The sequence below is a fragment of the Delftia sp. 11MD genome (assembly GCF_050907895.1).
Classification (GTDB): Bacteria; Pseudomonadota; Gammaproteobacteria; order Burkholderiales; family Burkholderiaceae_C; genus Comamonas; species Comamonas tsuruhatensis.
In genome coordinates, this window is record NZ_CP194333.1 from 1,294,038 (window position 1) to 1,311,324 (window position 17,287).

The window sequence follows — 17,287 nt, forward strand, 5'->3', positions numbered from 1 at the left end:
GTGAGGCGATGGTGCGAAGGGCTGCGCGGGGCAGCGCTGCGGCGGGGGAACGAGGTGGCCGGAAGTGGGCCGAGGCGCCAGAGACCCGCGGGCGCGCGGCTCTCTGAAGGGGGCGAGCGCCGCTAGAGCGCCTTGTCGGGAGTCGTGCCGCGCGGACCGCCTGGCGCGGAGCGCAGGAACAGGCGCGAGACCGTGTCCATGGTCTGGGTGCGCTGGTCGGCGTCACCCTTGTGCAGCTCGGCCAGGGTGCCGTGCAGCATTTTCTGCGTGAGGCCGCGCGACAGGGCCTCCAGCACGGTGTCTATGTCCTCGCCCTTGGCCAGCAGCTTCTTGGCCCGTGCAATCTCCAGCGCACGCCATTCGTCGGTCTGGGTGTTGAGCTGGCGGATCAGCGGGACGACGCCGGCCTGCGGGCGGCGCTGGTCCAGCCAGTGCATGAAGCTCTGCACGCCATGGTCGATGATGACTTCGGCCTGCTCGACCGCTGCCTGGCGCTGGGCCTGGCCCGTGCGCACCACGGTGGCCAGATCGTCCACGGTGTAGAGGTAGACGTCGCGCAGGTCCTTGACCTCGGATTCGATATCGCGCGGCACGGCCAGATCGACCATGAACATGGGGCGGTGCTTACGCTTCTTGAGCGCGCTTTCGACGGCGCCCAGGCCGATGATGGGCAGGCTGGAGGCCGTGCAACTGATCACGGCGTCGTATTCATGCAGATGCTCGGGCAGGTCGGCCAGCCGCATGGTGCCGGCGCCAAACTGGGCGGCCAGCTTTTCGCCGCGCTCCAGCGTGCGGTTGGCGATCATGATCTGCTTGGGGTGGCGGGCCGCGAAATGGGTGGAGACCAGCTCGATCATCTCGCCCGCGCCCACGAACAGCACGCGGATCTGGGAGAGGTCTTCGAACAGCTGGCCGGCCAGCCGCACGGCGGCAGCGGCCATGCTGATGCTGTGGGCACCGATTTCGGTGGAGCTGCGCACTTCCTTGGCCACCGCGAAGCTGCGCTGGAACAGCTGGTTCAGCGTGCTGCCCAGGGCGCCTGCGTTCTCTGCGGCGCGCACGGCATTCTTCATCTGGCCCAGGATCTGGGCCTCGCCCAGCACCATGGAATCGAGCCCGCTGGCCACGCGGAAGGCATGGCGCGCCACATGGCCGTCTTCCAGCAGATAGGAGTGCGAGCGCAGCAGTTCGGACGAGATGCCGCCGCTGTTGGCCAGCCAGTGCAGCGTGTGGTCCATGGCCGGCATTTCGGCCGCGCAGTAGATCTCGGTACGGTTGCAGGTGGAGAGAATGGCGGTCTCTACCGCACTGTGCTGGCGGCCGGGGCCGGTCAGCGATTCGCGCAGGCCCTGCAGCGTGGGCACGATCTGGTCGAGCGCGAACGCGAAACGTCCCCGCATATCGAGCGGAGCCGTGTGGTGGTTGATGCCGAGTGCCCAGACTGCCATAACCCGGGATTATAAAATTTCGCGCAGTTTCAGGCATCCCTGATCACAACACCCTGGAATCGGAGCCCGCAGATGGGATGGATTGCGAGTACGAATCATTGGCTGAACTTCCTGGCGCCTGCACTTTTCCTGTCGCCGGCCCTGATGTTGTGCGCGCTTTTGATCTATGGGAAATCGCAGCAATCCATGGCCTGGTGGTCACAGGTTGCTATCAATTTAATTGTTGGTGCACTGGTGCTGCTGGCGGGGCTGTGGTGGTTCGGGCGCGATGCAAAGATGGCCACCTATGCTGCGCTGGTCGTGGTGATGGCGCTTTGCCAGTGGGTGTTTTCACGCGGCTGGCGCTGATGGCTGACAGCAAAGATTGATGCAGATCAACGGAAGAGGGCGTTTCTCCTGGCGATCAGGGGCCTGAGACTGCGGCTGGAGGCACGGCGCCCGGCGCGGCCTGCTCCAGCAGCCATTCGCGGAACTGCGCAAAGGCTTCGGAAGGTGCCCGCGTGGCGGGACGGCACAGAAAGTAGCCGCGTTCGATGTGGACGGGCGCAGGCAAGGCAAGGGCCACGCGGCCGGCGGCCAGGTCTTCCTCGACCAGGCAGCGCTGCACCAGGGCCACGCCCATGCCGGCGGCCACGGCCTGTACCAGCAGGGCCACCAGCTCGAAGTCGGCTGCCGGTGCGGGGCAGGGTCCGGGCAGGTTCAGGTGGGACATCCAGCGGGCCCAGTTGCCCGGATAGTTGGTGTGGAACAGCAGCGGGCGTGCTAGCACGTCCCGGGGGCTGCGGATGGGCCGCGGGCCCTGCAGTTCTCTCGGATGGCAGATGGGCACCAGATCGCGGCCCACCACATAGTCGGCCACCACATGGGCGGGCCAGGGCTCGCTGCCCACGCGCAGCCAGCCGTCTATCTCGGCGGCCGACAGCGGATCGTCGCGCCGATAGGGCGCGAACGACAGGGCGATGCCCGGATGCAGGGCGTTGAAGTGCGGCAGGCGCGGAATCAGCCAATGGCTGAACAGCGTGGGCACCACCGACAGGCGCAGTTGCGGGCCGAAGTGGCGCCTGCGTGCGGCCGCGGATGCCGATTCGATGGCGTGTACGGCGGGCTCCACGGCCTGCAGGTATTCGCGGCCGGCTTCGGTCAGCACGCTGCGCCGGCCCTGGCGCTCGAACAGCGCAAAGCCCAAGTGCTCTTCCAGCCGGGCGATGGCGCGGCTGATGCCGCCCTGGGTGACATACAGCTCCCGGGCCGCCAGCGAGTAGCTGCCCAGGCGCGCCGCCGCCGCGAAGGCGTGCAGCTCGGAAAGCGAGGGGGAGTGCATGCGCATGACGGGCGCAATTATGACGGTTGGTCATGGTTGCTTGCCGTCTTGTCTCTTTTCGCGCGTGCGGCGGCTGTCCAGAATCAGCGCCTGTCCTGCAGAGCCCGTGCTTTGCCGCCACCCCCAACCAAGATAGGAAACATCCCATGGCAATGCGCCGCACCCTGTTGTCCAGCCTGGCCGCCTGCGCCGCCACCGCTCTTCTGGCTCCCGCCGCTTGGGCCCAGGGCCCGGCGGCCGACTATCCCAGCCGTCCGATCCGCCTGGTCGTGCCGTTCGGAGCCGGTGGCTCCACCGACATGGTGGCGCGCCTGCTGGCCGAGAAGATGAGCGTGATCCTCGGCAAGTCGGTGGTGGTGGACAACCGCGGCGGGGCCGGCGGCTCCATCGGCGCTTCCGAAATCGCGCGTGCCGCGCCGGACGGCTACACCATCGGCATGGCCACGGTGAGCACGCACGGCTCCAACCCGGCGATCTTCCGCAAGCTGCCCTATGACCCGATCAAGGACTTCGCGCCCATCACCAATGTGATGTCGGTGCCCAGCGTATTCGTGGTCAACGCCAGCGTGCCCGCCAAGACCATGAAGGAGTTCATCGCCCTGGCCAAGGCCAACCCGGGCAAGTACAGCTTTGCCTCGCCGGGCACGGGTTCGCTGGGCCACGCCAATATCGAGAACTTCATGAACCTGGCGGGCATCGACCTGCTGCACATCCCCTACAAGGGCGCGGGCCAGGCCATCACCGACGCGCTGGGCGGCCAGGTCAACGCCATGACGGACAACCTGCCCTCCACGCTGCCCCACATCAAGGACGGCAAGCTGCGCCCGCTGGCCGTGCTGGCCTTCAAGCGCGCCGACGTGCTGCCCGACGTGCCCACGTACACCGAGCTGGGCTTTGCGCAGATGGGCGATGGCGGCTGGTTCGGCCTGGTTGCGCCGGCCGGCACGCCGCGCCCCATCATCGACAAGCTCAATGCCGCCGCGCACAAGGCCATGGCCATGCCTGACTACCTGGAAAAGCAAAAATCCATCTCGGGCGAGTCCATGGGCAACACGCCCGAGGAATTCGCCAAGCAGATCAAGGCCGCCATCGAGCGCTACACGGCCGTGGCCAAGCGCGCCAACATCAAGCTCGACTGATGGACCGCATGGCACAGTCGGATTTCCTGCGCCCCCGGCCGGACACCCCGGTCGTGGTGCATCCCGCAATGGGCGAGGTGCTGCCCATCGTCTGCGACTCGCCGCACAGCGGCACCTCCTATCCCGAGGATTTCGGCCATGCCGTGCCCATGTCCCTGCTGCGCCGTGGCGAGGACACGCATGTGGCCGCGCTCTGGGACCGGTGGCCCGCGCATGGCGCGACGCTGATCGAGGCCACCTTTCCGCGCACCTACATCGACCCCAACCGCAGCGAGGCCGACCTGGACCCGGCCCAGATCGACGGCCAGTGGCCCGTGCCCCTGGCGCCCAGCGTCAAGACGCGCCAGGGCCTGGGCCTGATCTGGCAGCGCATCAGCCGCGACGGCGTGGCAACGCCGCTGTATGACCGTCCGCGCACGGTGGCCGAGGTGGAGCACCGCATCGCGCGCTACTGGCACCCCTACCATGCGGCGCTGGCGCAGGCCATCGATGGCAGCGTGCAGCGCTTTGGCGGCGTCTGGCACCTGAACCTGCACTCCATGCCCAACGATGTCTACAAGCGCCTGGGCCGTACCGACGCGCCGCCGCTGGCCGACTTCGTGCTGGGCGACCGCGACGGCACGACCTGCGCGCCCGAGTTCATCCAGCTGGTGGGCGAGACGCTGGCGGGCTTTGGCTACAGCGTGGCCTACAACGAGCCCTACAAGGGCGTGGAGCTGATCGGGCGCATAGGCCAGCCGCACCTGGGCCGGCACAGCCTGCAGATCGAGATCCGCCGCCCGGTCTACATGGACGAGGACACGCGCGAGCCCAATGCGGGATTCGAGCCGCTGCGCGGCCATCTGCGTGAGCTGATGGCCGTGGTCGCGGCGCATGTGCGATCGGAAATGGCAAGGCGCGGCTAGGCCGGGCTTGCCGGATCACCGGGCATGGTCGGCGTGCCCGGCGTACCTGTCACCACGGGTGCCGCCACCGAGGTGGTGGCCGGTGGCGACAGGTACAGGCCTGCGCCCTTGAGCGAGGCCAGGATGCTGAACAGCACATCACTGCGCACGCCACCCGCATTGCGCGGATTGCCGACGTAGCCGATGGCCAGAAAGGTCAGCGTGCCGTTGGCAATGCCTTCGAGCTGCACCAAAGGCTCGGGCGTGTCCAGGATGCCTTCATGCGCGCGAAAGGCTTCCAGGATCAGGGTGCGCATGCGCTCGGCATCGGTGTCCAGCGGTGCGGGAAGGCGCAGCAGCACCCGCCCGGGCGCGCCGGCCAGCGTCATGTTGCGCACGGTCTTGGTGATGAATTCCGAGTTGGGCACGATGACGGTGGAGCGGTCGCCCAGCTGGATCTCGGTCGCGCGCACGTTGACGCGGCGCACGTCGCCCTCGGTATCGCCCAGCACCACCCAGTCGCCCACCTTGACGGGCCGCTCGGCCAGCAGGATCAGGCCCGAGATGAAGTTCTGCACGATGGCCTGCAGGCCGAAGCCAATGCCCACCGACAGCGCGCTGGCCACCCAGGCGATGCGCTCCACGCTGATGCCCAGCCCCGCCAGCGCCACGGCCACCACGAAGATGCCGCCCACATAGCCCAGCAGCGTGGTGATGGAGCTGCGCATGCCAGGCTCCAGCGAGGTGTTGGGGAAGTAGCGGTCCGTCAGCCAGCGCTTGATCACGCGGATCACGATCAGGCCCGTGACGATCACGGCGAATGCGGTGAACAGGGCCTGCGGCGCCATGGTGAAGTCGCCCACCTTGAGGCTGTGGTTCACCGTGCTGCCGCGGCGAAACACCTCGTCCGGCCCCGTGCCCAGCGGGGCCAGCAAGGCGATCACCATGTAGAACAGCAGGGCCACGCGCAACAGTCCCGAGACCAGGACCGAGGCCTGGTCCAGCAGCCGGCCCTCGATGCCCAGGCCCTGGTTCAGCCGGGTGCCGAAGCTGCCCTTGGACGACAGAAGGGCCTCGCACAGATCGTCGCCGAGCTGGAACAGCAGGTAGGTGGTGGCAAAGACCACGCCGGTCCACACCATCTGGCGTGCCAGCGTGCCGGCAAGCGCCACATAGCCGGTCACGGCCAGTGCAATGGTGGCAATGCTGGCCACCGCCGCGCAGGCCACGAGCAGTCCCACCCACAAGGGCCGGGGCGGCGCGGGCTCCGCCTGGGCGCCGTCTTCCTGCGCCACTGGCGCCGGCGCGCGCAGATGCCGCAGGGCCAGCATGACCACGGCCGAAATCAGCAGGGCCGACAGGGCGTGCACCGTGACCTCGGCGGCCAGGCTGGCGCCGATGATGGCGTTGACCTCGGTCACCAGGCCGTTGATCGCGGCACCTGCCGCAATCCACCAGGGGTAGGGGCTGAGCCGCTCGGCCAGCTCGTCCGACACGCCGGGCAGGCGCCATGAGCTGCGCTTGCGCGACAGCAGGGTCTGGCCCAGCGACACCACGAAGGCGCCGAACAGCGTGACCTGCACGCTGGCCTTGGCCAGCGCGTCCAGCGATTCGCTGAAGCCATCGCCGGCCTTGAGCACGCTCCAGGCCAGCTGCGCCGCCAGGCCGATCAGCAGCGTGTTGATCACCACCGTGGCTGCCGCGCGCAGCGAGCGGCGCAGGCGGCCGCTGGGCAGGCGTGCGGGCGCGGCGCGCACCAGCAGGCGCTCGGCCAGCCAGGGGCCGAGCAGGGCGATCAGCAAGGCAGCGGCCAGGCTGGCGATAAAGCCGCCCCGGCGATCGGAGGCCAAGGTGGAGCTCACCGATTGGCGCAGCTCGCGCCCCAGCCCCTGCAGGCGCGCCGCGTCCAGGGGCGCGGCGGTGCTCAGATTGCGCCAGAAGGGGCGGCCCAGCGGTGAATCGGTGCGGGCCGTCAGCGCGGCCTGGAATTGTTCGCGGCGCTGGCGTATCAGCTCGTTGCCGCGCTGGTCGGCATCGACCGACACCAGCCGCGCGAGTTTGAGTTCGGAATCCACGGCACTGCGTTGCTTGGCCAGGCTGGCGCGCTGCTCGGCCACATCGGGCGCATCGGCGGGGGCGCCTTTTTCGGGCGCCGGTCCCAGGCCGGCCAGGCGCGAATCGATATCGGCCAGTTCCTCGGTGCGGCGGGCCGCCACCTGGTCGGCTGCCGTGCCAATGGCTGCAGCCTCGTCCAGCAGCTTGCGGCCGTCATCGTCCTCGGCCAGCTTGCGGGGAATGGCGTCCAGCTGCTTGCGCAGATCGTCTACGCTGGGAAGGGCGGGCCGGCCGTCTTCTGCGGTCGCGCCCGCGGCTGTGGCGCCGTCCTGGGCCTGGGCCGGGCCGGGTGCAGACAGGAGCAGCATCGCCAGAGCCATCAGCCAGATGGCCAGGCATGGGCGAAGGGCCTGTGCCCACGTGGGGCGCTGCGGAAGAGGGCTGCAGGGCGGTGTCATGGACGCACATTGTGCGGCGGGCCGCTGCAGCGGTTGTTTCCAAAGGTCCGGCCCCGCCAGCCGGCAGCCGTCTCAGCGCGATGCGGGACTGAACATATCGACACGGTCGGTGATGACGCCGTCCGTGCCCAGGTCGATCAGGCGCTGTGCGGCCCATTCGTCGTTGACCGTGTAGCTGCTGCAGCGCAGGCCCGCGCCATGCACCTTGGCGACCAGGGCTGCATCCCACAGCGCGTGGTTGAGCACCATGGCTGCGCAGCCCAATTCCAGCGCGGTGCGCAGGTCGGCGTCGCCCGTGGCGTCTGCCAGCCTGTCCACCAGCAGGCCGCGCGGAATGTGGGGCGCCGTGTCGCGTGCGCCCTTGAGGGCATCGGTCTTGAACGAGGTGAACAGCGGCGGGACCCGGTCCTGGGACCAGATGCGGTTCATCAGCTCGCCCGTGGCGCGGCCCGTGGCCTCTTCCTGGCCCGGCGTGGGCTTGATCTCCACGTTCAGGAAAAAGTGGTTGGCCAGGCACCAGCGCGCCAGGGCTTCCAGCGTGGGCAGGGCCTCGCCCGCGTAGGCGCGCGAGTGCCAGCTGCCGGCGTCGAGCTGGGCGATCTCGCCCATGGACAGGTCGCCACCCGTGCCGTGGCCGTTGGTGGTGCGCTCCAGCGTGGCGTCGTGCATCAGGAACAGCACGCCGTCGGCAGACAGCTTGGCATCGCACTCGAACATGCGATAGCCGTGCGCGGCGCCCAGGCGGAAAGCGGCCATGGTGTTTTCGGGCGCCAGCTTGCCGGCGCCACGGTGGGCCACCCACAGGGGGTAGGGCCAGGATTTCAGGTTCTCGGTCATGGCGAGTCCGTCAAAAGAAGGGAGCTTGGATGGAAAAAGAGAGCCTCTGGGGCTCTCTTGGAAAAGGTCGGAGAGCCGGCCTTCAGGGGATCAGATCCGCTTGCCGCTTTCTGCGTCGAACCAGTGCAGGCGACGCTCTTCGGAAGGACGCACGCGCATGGTCTCGCCGGACTTGGGGAAGGGCGCGCCTTCGTCGATGCGTACCGTCATCGTCTCGCCATTGAGCGAACCATAGACCAGGCGCTCGGCGCCCAGCATTTCCACGGTGTCCACCTTGATTTCCCAGCCGCCTTCGTTGACGACGACCAGGTGCTCGGGGCGGATGCCCAGGATGCGGCCGGTCGTGCCGCCGGGCGCGTTCTTGAGCAGGTTCATCGGGGGCGAGCCGATGAAGCTGGCCACGAAGGTGGAGGCGGGCGTGTGGTAGACCTCTTCGGGCGTGCCGAACTGCTCCATCACGCCGCCGTTCATGACGATCATGCGCTGGGCCAGGGTCATGGCCTCGACCTGGTCGTGGGTCACGAACAGGCTGGTGATGCCCAGCTCGGCGTGCAGCTTCTGGATCTCGATGCGGGTCTGGCCGCGCAGCTTGGCGTCCAGGTTGGACAGCGGCTCGTCGAACAGGAAGACCTTGGGCTGGCGCACGATGGCACGGCCCATGGCCACGCGCTGGCGCTGGCCGCCCGACAGCTGGCGCGGCTTGCGGTCCAGCAGGTGCGACAGCTCCAGGATCTTGGCGGCCTTGTCCACGCGGCGCTTGATCTCCTCGGGCGGCACCTTGGCGATCTTCAGGCCGTAGGCCATGTTCTCGTAGTTCGACATATGCGGGTACAGCGCATAGTTCTGGAACACCATGGCGATGTCGCGCTTGGCCGGTTCCACGTCGTTGACGACCTTGTCGCCGATCAGCAGCTGGCCGTCGGAGATCTCTTCCAGGCCCGCCACCATGCGCAGCAGGGTGGACTTGCCGCAGCCCGAAGGGCCGACGATGACGACGAACTCGCCGTCCTGGATTTCGGCGTTGACGCCGTGCAGTACCTGGTTGGCCGACGGGCCGTGGCCGTAGCGCTTGATCAGGTTGCGAAAGGAAATGGATGCCATACGAAGATTCTGGTTGAGTCGCAGAGCGAAGGGCGCTGGCGCTTGCTCTGCGGGGTTCTATACGGTGGGTGGGGGCGGTGGACGGCTTACTTTTCGGTGTCCACCAGGCCCTTGACGAACCAGCGCTGCATCAGGATCACCACGGCAGCGGGCGGCAGCATGGCCAGCAGGGCCGTCGCCATCACCACGTTCCAGTCGTTGCCGGTATCGCCGCTGGCCACCATGCGCTTGATGCCGATGACCACGGGGTACATGTCTTCCGAGGTGGTCACGAGCAGCGGCCACAGGTACTGGTTCCAGCCGTAGATGAACTGGATCACGAACAGCGCCGCGATCGAGGTCTTGGACAGCGGCACCAGCACATCCTTGAAGAAGCGCATGGGGCCGGCGCCATCGATGCGGGCGGCCTCCACCAGCTCGTCCGGCACCGTCAGGAAGAACTGGCGGAACAGGAAGGTGGCCGTGGCCGAGGCGATCAGCGGAATCGTCAGGCCGGCGTAGCTGTTGAGCATGCCCAGCGTGGAGACGACTTCGTAGGTGGGGCCGATGCGCACTTCCACGGGCAGCATCAGGGTCACGAAGATCAGCCAGAAGCAGATCTTCTTGAACGGGAAGCGGAAGTACACCAGTGCGAAGGCCGACAGCAGCGAGATCGCGATCTTGCCCACGGTGATCACCATGGCCGAGACGAAGCTGATCCACATCATGCGTGCCACGGGCGCGCTGGAGCCAGGGCCCGAGCCGCCGAACAGCGCGGCCTTGTAGGTTTCCCAGAAGTTGCTGCCGGGCACCAGGGGCATGGGCACCTGGATGATGTCCTGCGGCGTGTGCGTGGAGGCCACGAAGGCCAGGTACAGCGGAAAGCCGACGATCAACACGCCCAGCACCATGATCAGGTGCGAGAAAAAGGTCAGAAGAGGACTGCGTTCAACCATGATCAGTACTGCACTTTCTTCTCAACATAGCGGAACTGGATCACGGTGAGTGCAACCACGATCACCATCAGCACGACGGATTGGGCAGCCGAGCCGCTCATGTCCATGGCCTTGAAGCCATCGTGATAGACCTTGTAGACCAGGATGGAGGTGTCCTGGCCCGGACCGCCCTGGGTCGTGGCGTCCACGATGCCGAAGGTGTCGAAGAAGGCATAGACCACGTTCATCACCAGCAGGAAGAACGTGGTGGGCGACAGCAGCGGGAACTGGATGTCCCAGAAGCGGCGCATGGGGCCCGCGCCGTCGATGGCGGCGGCCTCGATCAGCGACTTGGGGATGGACTGCAGGCCCGCAAGGAAGAACAGGAAGTTGTAGGAGATCTGCTTCCAGATCGCGGCGATGACGATCAGCGTCATGGCGTTGCCGGAGTTCAGCAGGTGGTTCCAGTCATAGCCGATCATGCGCAGCGCATAGGCCACGACGCCGATGGACGGCGAGAACATGAACACCCACAGCACGCCTGCCACGGCGGGCGCCACCGCATAGGGCAGCAGCAAGGCGGTCTTGTAGGCGAGCGCACCCTTGATCACGCGGTCCGCAAAAATGGCCAGCATCAGCGACAGCGCGATGCCGAACACCGCCACCAGCAGGGAAAAGATGGCCGTGGTCTTGAACGAGGCCAGGTAGGCAGGGTCATCCAGCAGATGCTGGAAGTTGGCGAAGCCCACCCATTCGGTGGAAAAGCCAAACGTATCCTGCGCCTGGAAAGACTGCACGATGGCCTGGCCTGCGGGCCAGAAAAAGAAGACCAGCACGATGACCATCTGTGGTGCTATCAGCAGCCACGGCAGCCAGGCGGATCGAAAAAGAACGCGTTTTTCCATGACGGAACTCGGTAGAACAAAACAGCCCGCAAACCGGATGGCCGTGGGGCCGCCGGTTGCGGGCCTGTGATGCACGGTGCGGGCTGCCTGCGCAGCGGCCACACCGCAGATCACATGGGAGGATTACTTGTTGGCCCGGGCGAAGCGGCCCAGTTGCTCGTTGCCACGGGTGACAGCGGTGTCCAGTGCCTGCTGGGGAGTCTTCTTGCCGGTCCAGATCTGTTCGGTTTCCTCATCGATGATGGTGCGGATCTGAACGAAGTTGCCCAGGCGGATGCCGCGCGACTTGTCGGTGGTCTTGCGGATCATCTGCGTCACGGCGGTGTCGGTGCCGGGATGCTTTTCGTAGAAGCCCGAAGCCTCGGTCAGCTTGTACGCAGCGGTGGTCACGGGCAGGTAGCCGGTGCGCTGGTGGCTGGCGGCCTGGATCTTGGTGTTGTTCAGGAAGTTGAAGAAGTCAGCCACGCCCTTGTAGCGTTCGGCGCTCTTGCCAGCCATCACCCACAGGGAAGCACCGCCGATGGCCGTGTTCTGGGGGGCGCCCTTCACATCGGCGTAGTAGGGCAGCTGCGACTGGCCGAAGGCGAACTTGCCTTCCTTGACCACGCGGGCGTACAGGCCGGAGGAGCCCGTGATCATCGCGCACTCGCCGGAAGCGAAGGCGGCGTCGGGCACGTTGCCGCGGCCCTTGTAGACGAAGCTGCCGTCCTTGGCGGCCTTGGCCAGGTTCTCGAAGTGCTTGACGTGCAGCGGCGAGTTGAACACCAGCTTGGCATCGGTGCCGTCAAAGCCGTTGTTCTTGGTCGCGTACAGGGTGTTGTGCCACAGCGAGAAGCTCTCCAGCTGGGTCCAGCTCATCCAGCTCGTGGTCAGTGCGCAGCGGTGGCCCGAGGCCTTGAGCTTTTCAGCGGCGGCGAACACTTCGGGCCAGGTCTTGGGCGGCTTGTTCTCGTCCAGGCCCGCCTTCTTGAAGGCGTCCTTGTTGTAGTAGAAGATGGTGGTCGAGCTGTTGAGCGGGTAGCTCATCATCTGGCCGTTGGGGGCGGTGTAGTAGCCGGCCACGGCGGAGATGTACTCGCCCTGGTCGAACTTGAAGCCGCCGTCGTTCATGACCTTGGTGACCGGAACCACGGCACCCTTGGAGGCCATCATGGTGGCCGTGCCCACTTCGAAGACCTGCAGGATGTCAGGTGCATTGCCGGCGCGGAACGCGGCGATGGCAGCTGTCATGGACTCGTCATACTGGCCCTTGTAGGTCGGCACGATCTTGTACTGGGTCTGGCTGGCGTTGTACTCCTTGGCCAGGTCGTTCACCCAGTCGCCCAGGGCCGCGCTCATCGAGTGCCACCACTGGATTTCGGTTTGGGCTTGTGCCGAGATGGTGGTGGCCGCGATCGCGGCCGCCATGGCCAGTTGCTTCAGTTGCATGAGGACTCCTCTAGTTCGGTGACGGTTTCAGACCGCTGCCACGGTAAGGCAGGGGCATGACATGTCTGTGTCATTGTTTTCGGATGCTTCTTACCGCACTACAGGCCAAACCCGGTGAGCCGCTGGTCCCGTATGTCAGTCGTGTGACAAAAAATGACACGCGAAGCGGCGCTATTTTAGGTCAATACCATTTCGTTTCAAAAGCACGGGTTGTTCGTATTGGCTCGTTTGTGCTCTTTCTGTATAAGGCCGGTTCGCCGGGGCGTGTCTGCCCCGTGGTGTTGGCGAGGGCTGGCGTCTCAGGGCAAGACGGCGAGCCGCCCAGAGCCCCGTAGGAAGCGGGCCTTCGAGGGGCTCGCTTAAAATTGCGCTCCCACTTGGCTTAGCGGCGCCCCTAGAGCGCCAGACACGGTCTACCCCCATGAATGTACCGATTGCGTTGGCGGCCCTGCAGGCACAGGCAGCCGAACCTGCACGTCTGCGAGAGATTCCCTACAACTACACCTCGTTTTCCGATCGCGAGATCGTGATCCGCCTGCTGGGTACTTCCATGTGGGATGTGCTCAACCAGCTGCGCCAGGAGCGGCGCACGGGCCGCTCAGCCCGCATGCTCTACGAGGTGCTGGGGGACATCTGGGTCGTCCAGCGCAATCCCTACCTGCAGGACGACCTGCTGCACAGCCCCGACCGCCGCAAGGCGCTGGTGGAGGCACTGGAGCACCGCCTGGGCGAGATCGACAAGCGCCGCGCTCCGCAGCAGGACCCCGTGCGCGATGCGCTGGTGGGCCAGCTGGTGGATGCGGCGCGCCGCGCCGTGCATGAGTTCAACGCCACCTTCGTCGAGGCCGAGCAACTGCGCCGCCGGGTGCAAAAGAGCCTGGGCCGCCACACGGCCAAGGACAACATCAAGTTCGACGGCCTGTCGCGCGTGGCCCATGTGACGGACGCCACCGACTGGCGCGTCGAGTACCCCTTCGTCGTGCTCACCCCCGATACCGAAGCCGAGATGGCCGCCCTGGTGCGTGCCTGCATCGAGCTGCGCCTGACCATCATTCCGCGCGGCGGCGGCACGGGCTACACGGGCGGCGCGATCCCGCTGACCTGGCGCAGCGTGGTGATCAACACCGAAAAGCTCGAGGCCATGACGGAGGTGGAGATGCGCCGCATCCCCGGCGTGGACCACGAGGTGCCCACCATCTTCACCGAGGCCGGAGTGGTCACGCAGCGCGTGGCCGATGCGGCCGAGCGCGCGGGCTTCGTCTTCGCCGTGGACCCCACATCGGCCGAGGCCTCGTGCATCGGCGGCAACGTCGCCATGAATGCGGGCGGCAAGAAGGCCGTGCTCTGGGGCACGGCGCTGGACAACCTGGTGTCCTGGCGCATGGTCACGCCCGATGCGCAGTGGCTGGAAGTCACGCGCGTGGGCCACAACCTCGGCAAGATCCATGACGCCGAGATGGCCAGCTTCGAGCTGCAGTACTTCGAGGCCGACGGCAAGACCCCCATCCGCAGTGAGCGCCTGGACATTCCCGGCCAGAAATTCCGCAAGGAAGGCCTGGGCAAGGACGTGACCGACAAGTTCCTGTCGGGCCTGCCCGGCATCCAGAAGGAAGGCTGCGACGGCCTGATCACCAGCGCGCGCTGGGTGGTGCACCGCATGCCCGAGCACACGCGCACGGTCTGCATGGAGTTCTTCGGCAACGCCAAGGACGCCGTGCCCAGCATCGTCGAGATCAAGGACTTCATGTTCGCCGAGCAAAAGCGCTCGGGCGTGCTGCTGGCCGGCCTGGAGCACCTGGACGACCGCTACCTGAAGGCCGTGGGCTACGCCACCAAGAGCAAGAAGGGCAACGGCCATCTGCCCAAGATGGTGCTGCTGGGCGACATTGCCGGCGACAACGCCGACGATGTGGCCCGCGTGGCCGCCGAGGTGGTGCGCATCGCCAACTCGCGCAACGGTGAAGGCTTCACCGCCGTCAGCGCCGAGGCGCGCAAGAAATTCTGGCTGGACCGCAAGCGCACGGCCGCCATCTCGCGCCACACCAACGCCTTCAAGATCAACGAAGACGTGGTGATCCCACTGCCCCGCATGTGGGAGTACACGGACGGCATCGAGCGCATCAACATCGAACTGTCGCTGCGCAACAAGCTCAAGCTGTGTGACGCGCTGACGGACTTCTTCCAGCACGGCGACCTGCCCCTGGGCAAGCAGGACGATGCGGGCGACATCCCTTCGGCCGAACTGCTGGAGGACCGCGTGCAGCAGGCCCTGGCCCTGGTGGCCGACGTGCGCACGCTGTGGCAGGGCTGGCTGGACAACGTGGAAAACCTCTTCCAGCAACTGCAGGATCACACGCTGCGCGCGAGCTGGAAGACCCAGCTGAAGGCGCCCATGGCCCAGATCTTCGCGGGCGCGGCCTTCCAGCCGCTGCTGGCCGAAGTCAATGCCATTCACCAGCGCGTGCTCAAGGGCCGTGTCTGGGTGGCGCTGCACATGCACGCCGGCGACGGCAACGTGCACACCAACATTCCGGTCAACAGCGACGACTACGAGATGCTGCAGACCGCCCATGAGGCCGTGGCGCGCATCATGGTGCTGGCCCGCCATCTGGACGGCGTGATCTCGGGCGAGCACGGCATCGGCATCACCAAGCTGGAATTCCTCAGCGACGACGAACTGGCGCCCTTTGCCGCCTACAAGCAGCGCGTGGACCCCGAAGGCCGCTTCAACAAGGGCAAGCTGATCCGCAACGAGAAGCTGCAGGCCGTGGTGGGCCAGAGCCATGACGGCCGCTCGCCGCGCGAATCGCTGATGTTCGCCGACCTGACCAACGCCTACACGCCCAGCTTCGGCCTGATGGGGCACGAGTCGCTGATCATGCAGCAAAGCGACATCGGCGCCATTGCCGACTCGGTCAAGGACTGCTTGCGCTGCGGCAAGTGCAAGCCCGTGTGCGCCACCCATGTGCCGCGCGCAAACCTGCTGTACAGCCCGCGCAACAAGATCCTGGCGACCTCGCTGCTGGTCGAAGCCTTTCTGTACGAGGAGCAGACGCGCCGCGGCGTGTCGCTGCGCCACTGGCAGGAGTTCGAGGACGTGTCGGACCACTGCACGGTCTGCCACAAGTGCTTCAACCCCTGCCCGGTGAAGATCGACTTCGGCGACGTGACCATGAACATGCGCAATCTGCTGCGCAAGATGGACAAGAAGAGCTTCCGGCCCGGCAACAAGCTGGCCATGGCCATGCTCAACGCCACCAACCCGGACACCATCAAGTTCATGCGCTCGGCCATGGTCGGCGTGGGCTTCAAGGCCCAGCGCCTGGCCTCCGACGTGCTCCACAGCCTGGCCAGGAAGCAGACCCAGCATCCGCCGGCCTCGGTGGGGCGTGCGCCGCTCAAGGAGCAGGTGATCCACTTCGTCAACAAGAAGCTGCCGGGCGGCCTGCCCAACAAGACGGCGCGTGCCCTGCTGGACATCGAGGACAAGGACTACGTGCCCATCATCCGCAGCCCGCAGACCACGAACGCGGACACAGAGGCGGTGTTCTACTTCCCCGGCTGCGGCTCCGAGCGCCTGTTCAGCCAGGTGGGCCTGGCCACCCAGGCCATGCTCTGGCATGCCGGCGTGCAGACCGTGCTGCCACCGGGCTACCTGTGCTGCGGCTATCCCCAGCGCGGCAGCGGCCAGTTCGACAAGGCCGAGAAGATGATCACGGACAACCGCGTGCTCTTCCACCGCGTCGCCACCACGCTCAACTACCTGGACATCAAGACCGTGGTGGTCAGCTGCGGCACCTGCTACGACCAATTGCAGGGCTACGAGTTCGGCAAGATTTTCCCGGGCAGCCGCATCATCGACATCCACGAGTACCTGCTGGAAAAGGGCGTGACGCTGCAGGGCAAGGAGGGCTACCTCTACCACGACCCCTGCCACTCGCCCATGAAGCTGCAGGACCCCATGAAGACCGTCAAGGCCCTGGTCGGCGACGGCGTGATCAAGAGCGAGCGCTGCTGCGGCGAATCGGGCACGCTGGGCGTCACGCGCCCCGACATCTCCACGCAGATCCGCTTCCGCAAGGAAGAGGAACTCAAAAAGGGCGAGGCCGCGCTGCGCGCCAGCGGCGCCCTGGCCGAGAAGGACAACGTGAAGATCCTCACCAGCTGCCCCAGCTGCCTGCAGGGCCTGTCGCGCTACGGCGGCGACATGAACAACGGCCTGCTGGAGGCCGACTACATCGTGGTCGAGATGGCGCGCCAGATCCTGGGCGAGAACTGGATGGCCGAATATGTTCAGCGCGCCAACGCCGGCGGCATCGAACGGGTTCTGGTCTGATGGCTGCTTCCGCTTCCTGCCCCCTGTGCGCCACAGAAGGCGGCCTGCCCGTCTGGCGCGGCCGGCGCCTGCGAGTGATTCGCGCCCAGGAAGAGGGCTTCCCGGCCTTCTACCGCGTGGTCTGGAATGCGCATGTGGCCGAGTTCTCCGACCTGGATGCCGCCGACCGCCAGCACTGCATGGATGCCGTGGTCCTGGTCGAGCGCGTCTTGCGTGAGCGCCTTGCGCCGGCCAAGATCAACCTGGCGGCGCTGGGCAACATGGTGCCGCACCTGCACTGGCATGTGGTTGCGCGTTTCGAATGGGACAGCCATTTCCCGGGCTCGGTCTGGGCTGCTGCCCAGCGCCCGCGCAATGGCGAGCGCGAGGCCGAGGTGGCAGCGCGCTTGCCAGCCATAGACACGGCGCTGTCGCAGGCACTCGATGCCTGGCAGCAGCACCCCGCCACTGAATGAGGAGCA

Annotated in this window: 13 protein-coding genes; 5 read left to right on the plus strand and 8 right to left on the minus strand. The window is 66.5% G+C overall.

Features of this window, described 5'->3' with window-relative positions; genetic code table 11:
* Positions 1-122: 122 nt before the first annotated feature.
* The gene (gene hemA / locus ACRSCF_RS05860) at positions 123-1,448 is read right to left on the minus strand and encodes a glutamyl-tRNA reductase (RefSeq protein WP_017405531.1); all 1,326 of its coding nucleotides are present in this window, start codon (positions 1,446-1,448) and stop codon (positions 123-125) included.
* Between the two features lie 72 nt (positions 1,449-1,520).
* Between hemA and ACRSCF_RS05865 the strand changes: the two genes are divergently transcribed.
* The gene (locus tag ACRSCF_RS05865; RefSeq protein WP_034364044.1) at positions 1,521-1,796 is read left to right on the plus strand and encodes a hypothetical protein; all 276 of its coding nucleotides are present in this window, start codon (positions 1,521-1,523) and stop codon (positions 1,794-1,796) included.
* 55 nt (positions 1,797-1,851) lie between these two features.
* Here ACRSCF_RS05865 and ACRSCF_RS05870 read toward each other — a convergent pair whose 3' ends face one another.
* The gene (locus ACRSCF_RS05870) at positions 1,852-2,775 is read right to left on the minus strand and encodes a LysR substrate-binding domain-containing protein (RefSeq protein WP_016445660.1); all 924 of its coding nucleotides are present in this window, start codon (positions 2,773-2,775) and stop codon (positions 1,852-1,854) included.
* A gap of 140 nt (positions 2,776-2,915) precedes the next feature.
* Here ACRSCF_RS05870 and ACRSCF_RS05875 point away from each other — a divergent pair, with 140 nt between their 5' ends.
* Entirely contained in the window at positions 2,916-3,908 is a 993-nt protein-coding gene (locus ACRSCF_RS05875) for a tripartite tricarboxylate transporter substrate binding protein BugE (RefSeq protein ID WP_016445661.1), read from the plus strand.
* Entirely contained in the window at positions 3,908-4,813 is a 906-nt protein-coding gene (locus ACRSCF_RS05880) for an N-formylglutamate amidohydrolase (protein ID WP_034364046.1), read from the plus strand. Before ACRSCF_RS05875 ends, ACRSCF_RS05880 begins: the two co-directional genes overlap by 1 nt.
* Here ACRSCF_RS05880 and ACRSCF_RS05885 read toward each other — a convergent pair.
* The 6 genes from ACRSCF_RS05885 to ugpB form a co-directional block, all read right to left on the minus strand.
* The gene (locus tag ACRSCF_RS05885) at positions 4,810-7,227 is read right to left on the minus strand and encodes a DUF3772 domain-containing protein (RefSeq protein WP_126310898.1); all 2,418 of its coding nucleotides are present in this window, start codon (positions 7,225-7,227) and stop codon (positions 4,810-4,812) included. The two genes, ACRSCF_RS05880 and ACRSCF_RS05885, sit on opposite strands and share 4 nt — an antisense overlap.
* Before the next feature lie 150 nt (positions 7,228-7,377).
* On the minus strand, positions 7,378-8,142 hold the full coding sequence (gene ugpQ / locus ACRSCF_RS05890) for a glycerophosphodiester phosphodiesterase (protein WP_034364049.1): 765 nt from the start codon (positions 8,140-8,142) through the stop codon (positions 7,378-7,380).
* A gap of 90 nt (positions 8,143-8,232) precedes the next feature.
* On the minus strand, positions 8,233-9,243 hold the full coding sequence (ugpC, locus tag ACRSCF_RS05895; RefSeq protein ID WP_034364052.1) for a sn-glycerol-3-phosphate ABC transporter ATP-binding protein UgpC: 1,011 nt from the start codon (positions 9,241-9,243) through the stop codon (positions 8,233-8,235).
* Positions 9,244-9,329: 86 nt separating this feature from the next.
* On the minus strand, positions 9,330-10,178 hold the full coding sequence (ugpE, locus tag ACRSCF_RS05900; protein ID WP_016445666.1) for a sn-glycerol-3-phosphate ABC transporter permease UgpE: 849 nt from the start codon (positions 10,176-10,178) through the stop codon (positions 9,330-9,332).
* 2 nt (positions 10,179-10,180) lie between these two features.
* On the minus strand, positions 10,181-11,062 hold the full coding sequence (gene ugpA, locus ACRSCF_RS05905; RefSeq protein ID WP_016445667.1) for a sn-glycerol-3-phosphate ABC transporter permease UgpA: 882 nt from the start codon (positions 11,060-11,062) through the stop codon (positions 10,181-10,183).
* A gap of 123 nt (positions 11,063-11,185) precedes the next feature.
* A complete protein-coding gene (ugpB, locus tag ACRSCF_RS05910) occupies positions 11,186-12,490 on the minus strand; it encodes a sn-glycerol-3-phosphate ABC transporter substrate-binding protein UgpB (RefSeq protein ID WP_012207263.1) in 1,305 nt (434 codons plus the stop codon).
* Between the two features lie 421 nt (positions 12,491-12,911).
* Between ugpB and ACRSCF_RS05915 the strand changes: the two genes are divergently transcribed.
* Both ACRSCF_RS05915 and ACRSCF_RS05920 read left to right on the plus strand, forming a co-directional pair.
* On the plus strand, positions 12,912-16,826 hold the full coding sequence (locus ACRSCF_RS05915; RefSeq protein WP_016445668.1) for a DUF3683 domain-containing protein: 3,915 nt from the start codon (positions 12,912-12,914) through the stop codon (positions 16,824-16,826).
* Positions 16,826-17,281: an HIT family protein gene (locus ACRSCF_RS05920; protein ID WP_034364054.1), complete on the plus strand. Its 456-nt coding sequence runs from the start codon at positions 16,826-16,828 to the stop codon at positions 17,279-17,281. Before ACRSCF_RS05915 ends, ACRSCF_RS05920 begins: the two co-directional genes overlap by 1 nt.
* Positions 17,282-17,287: the final 6 nt, after the last annotated feature.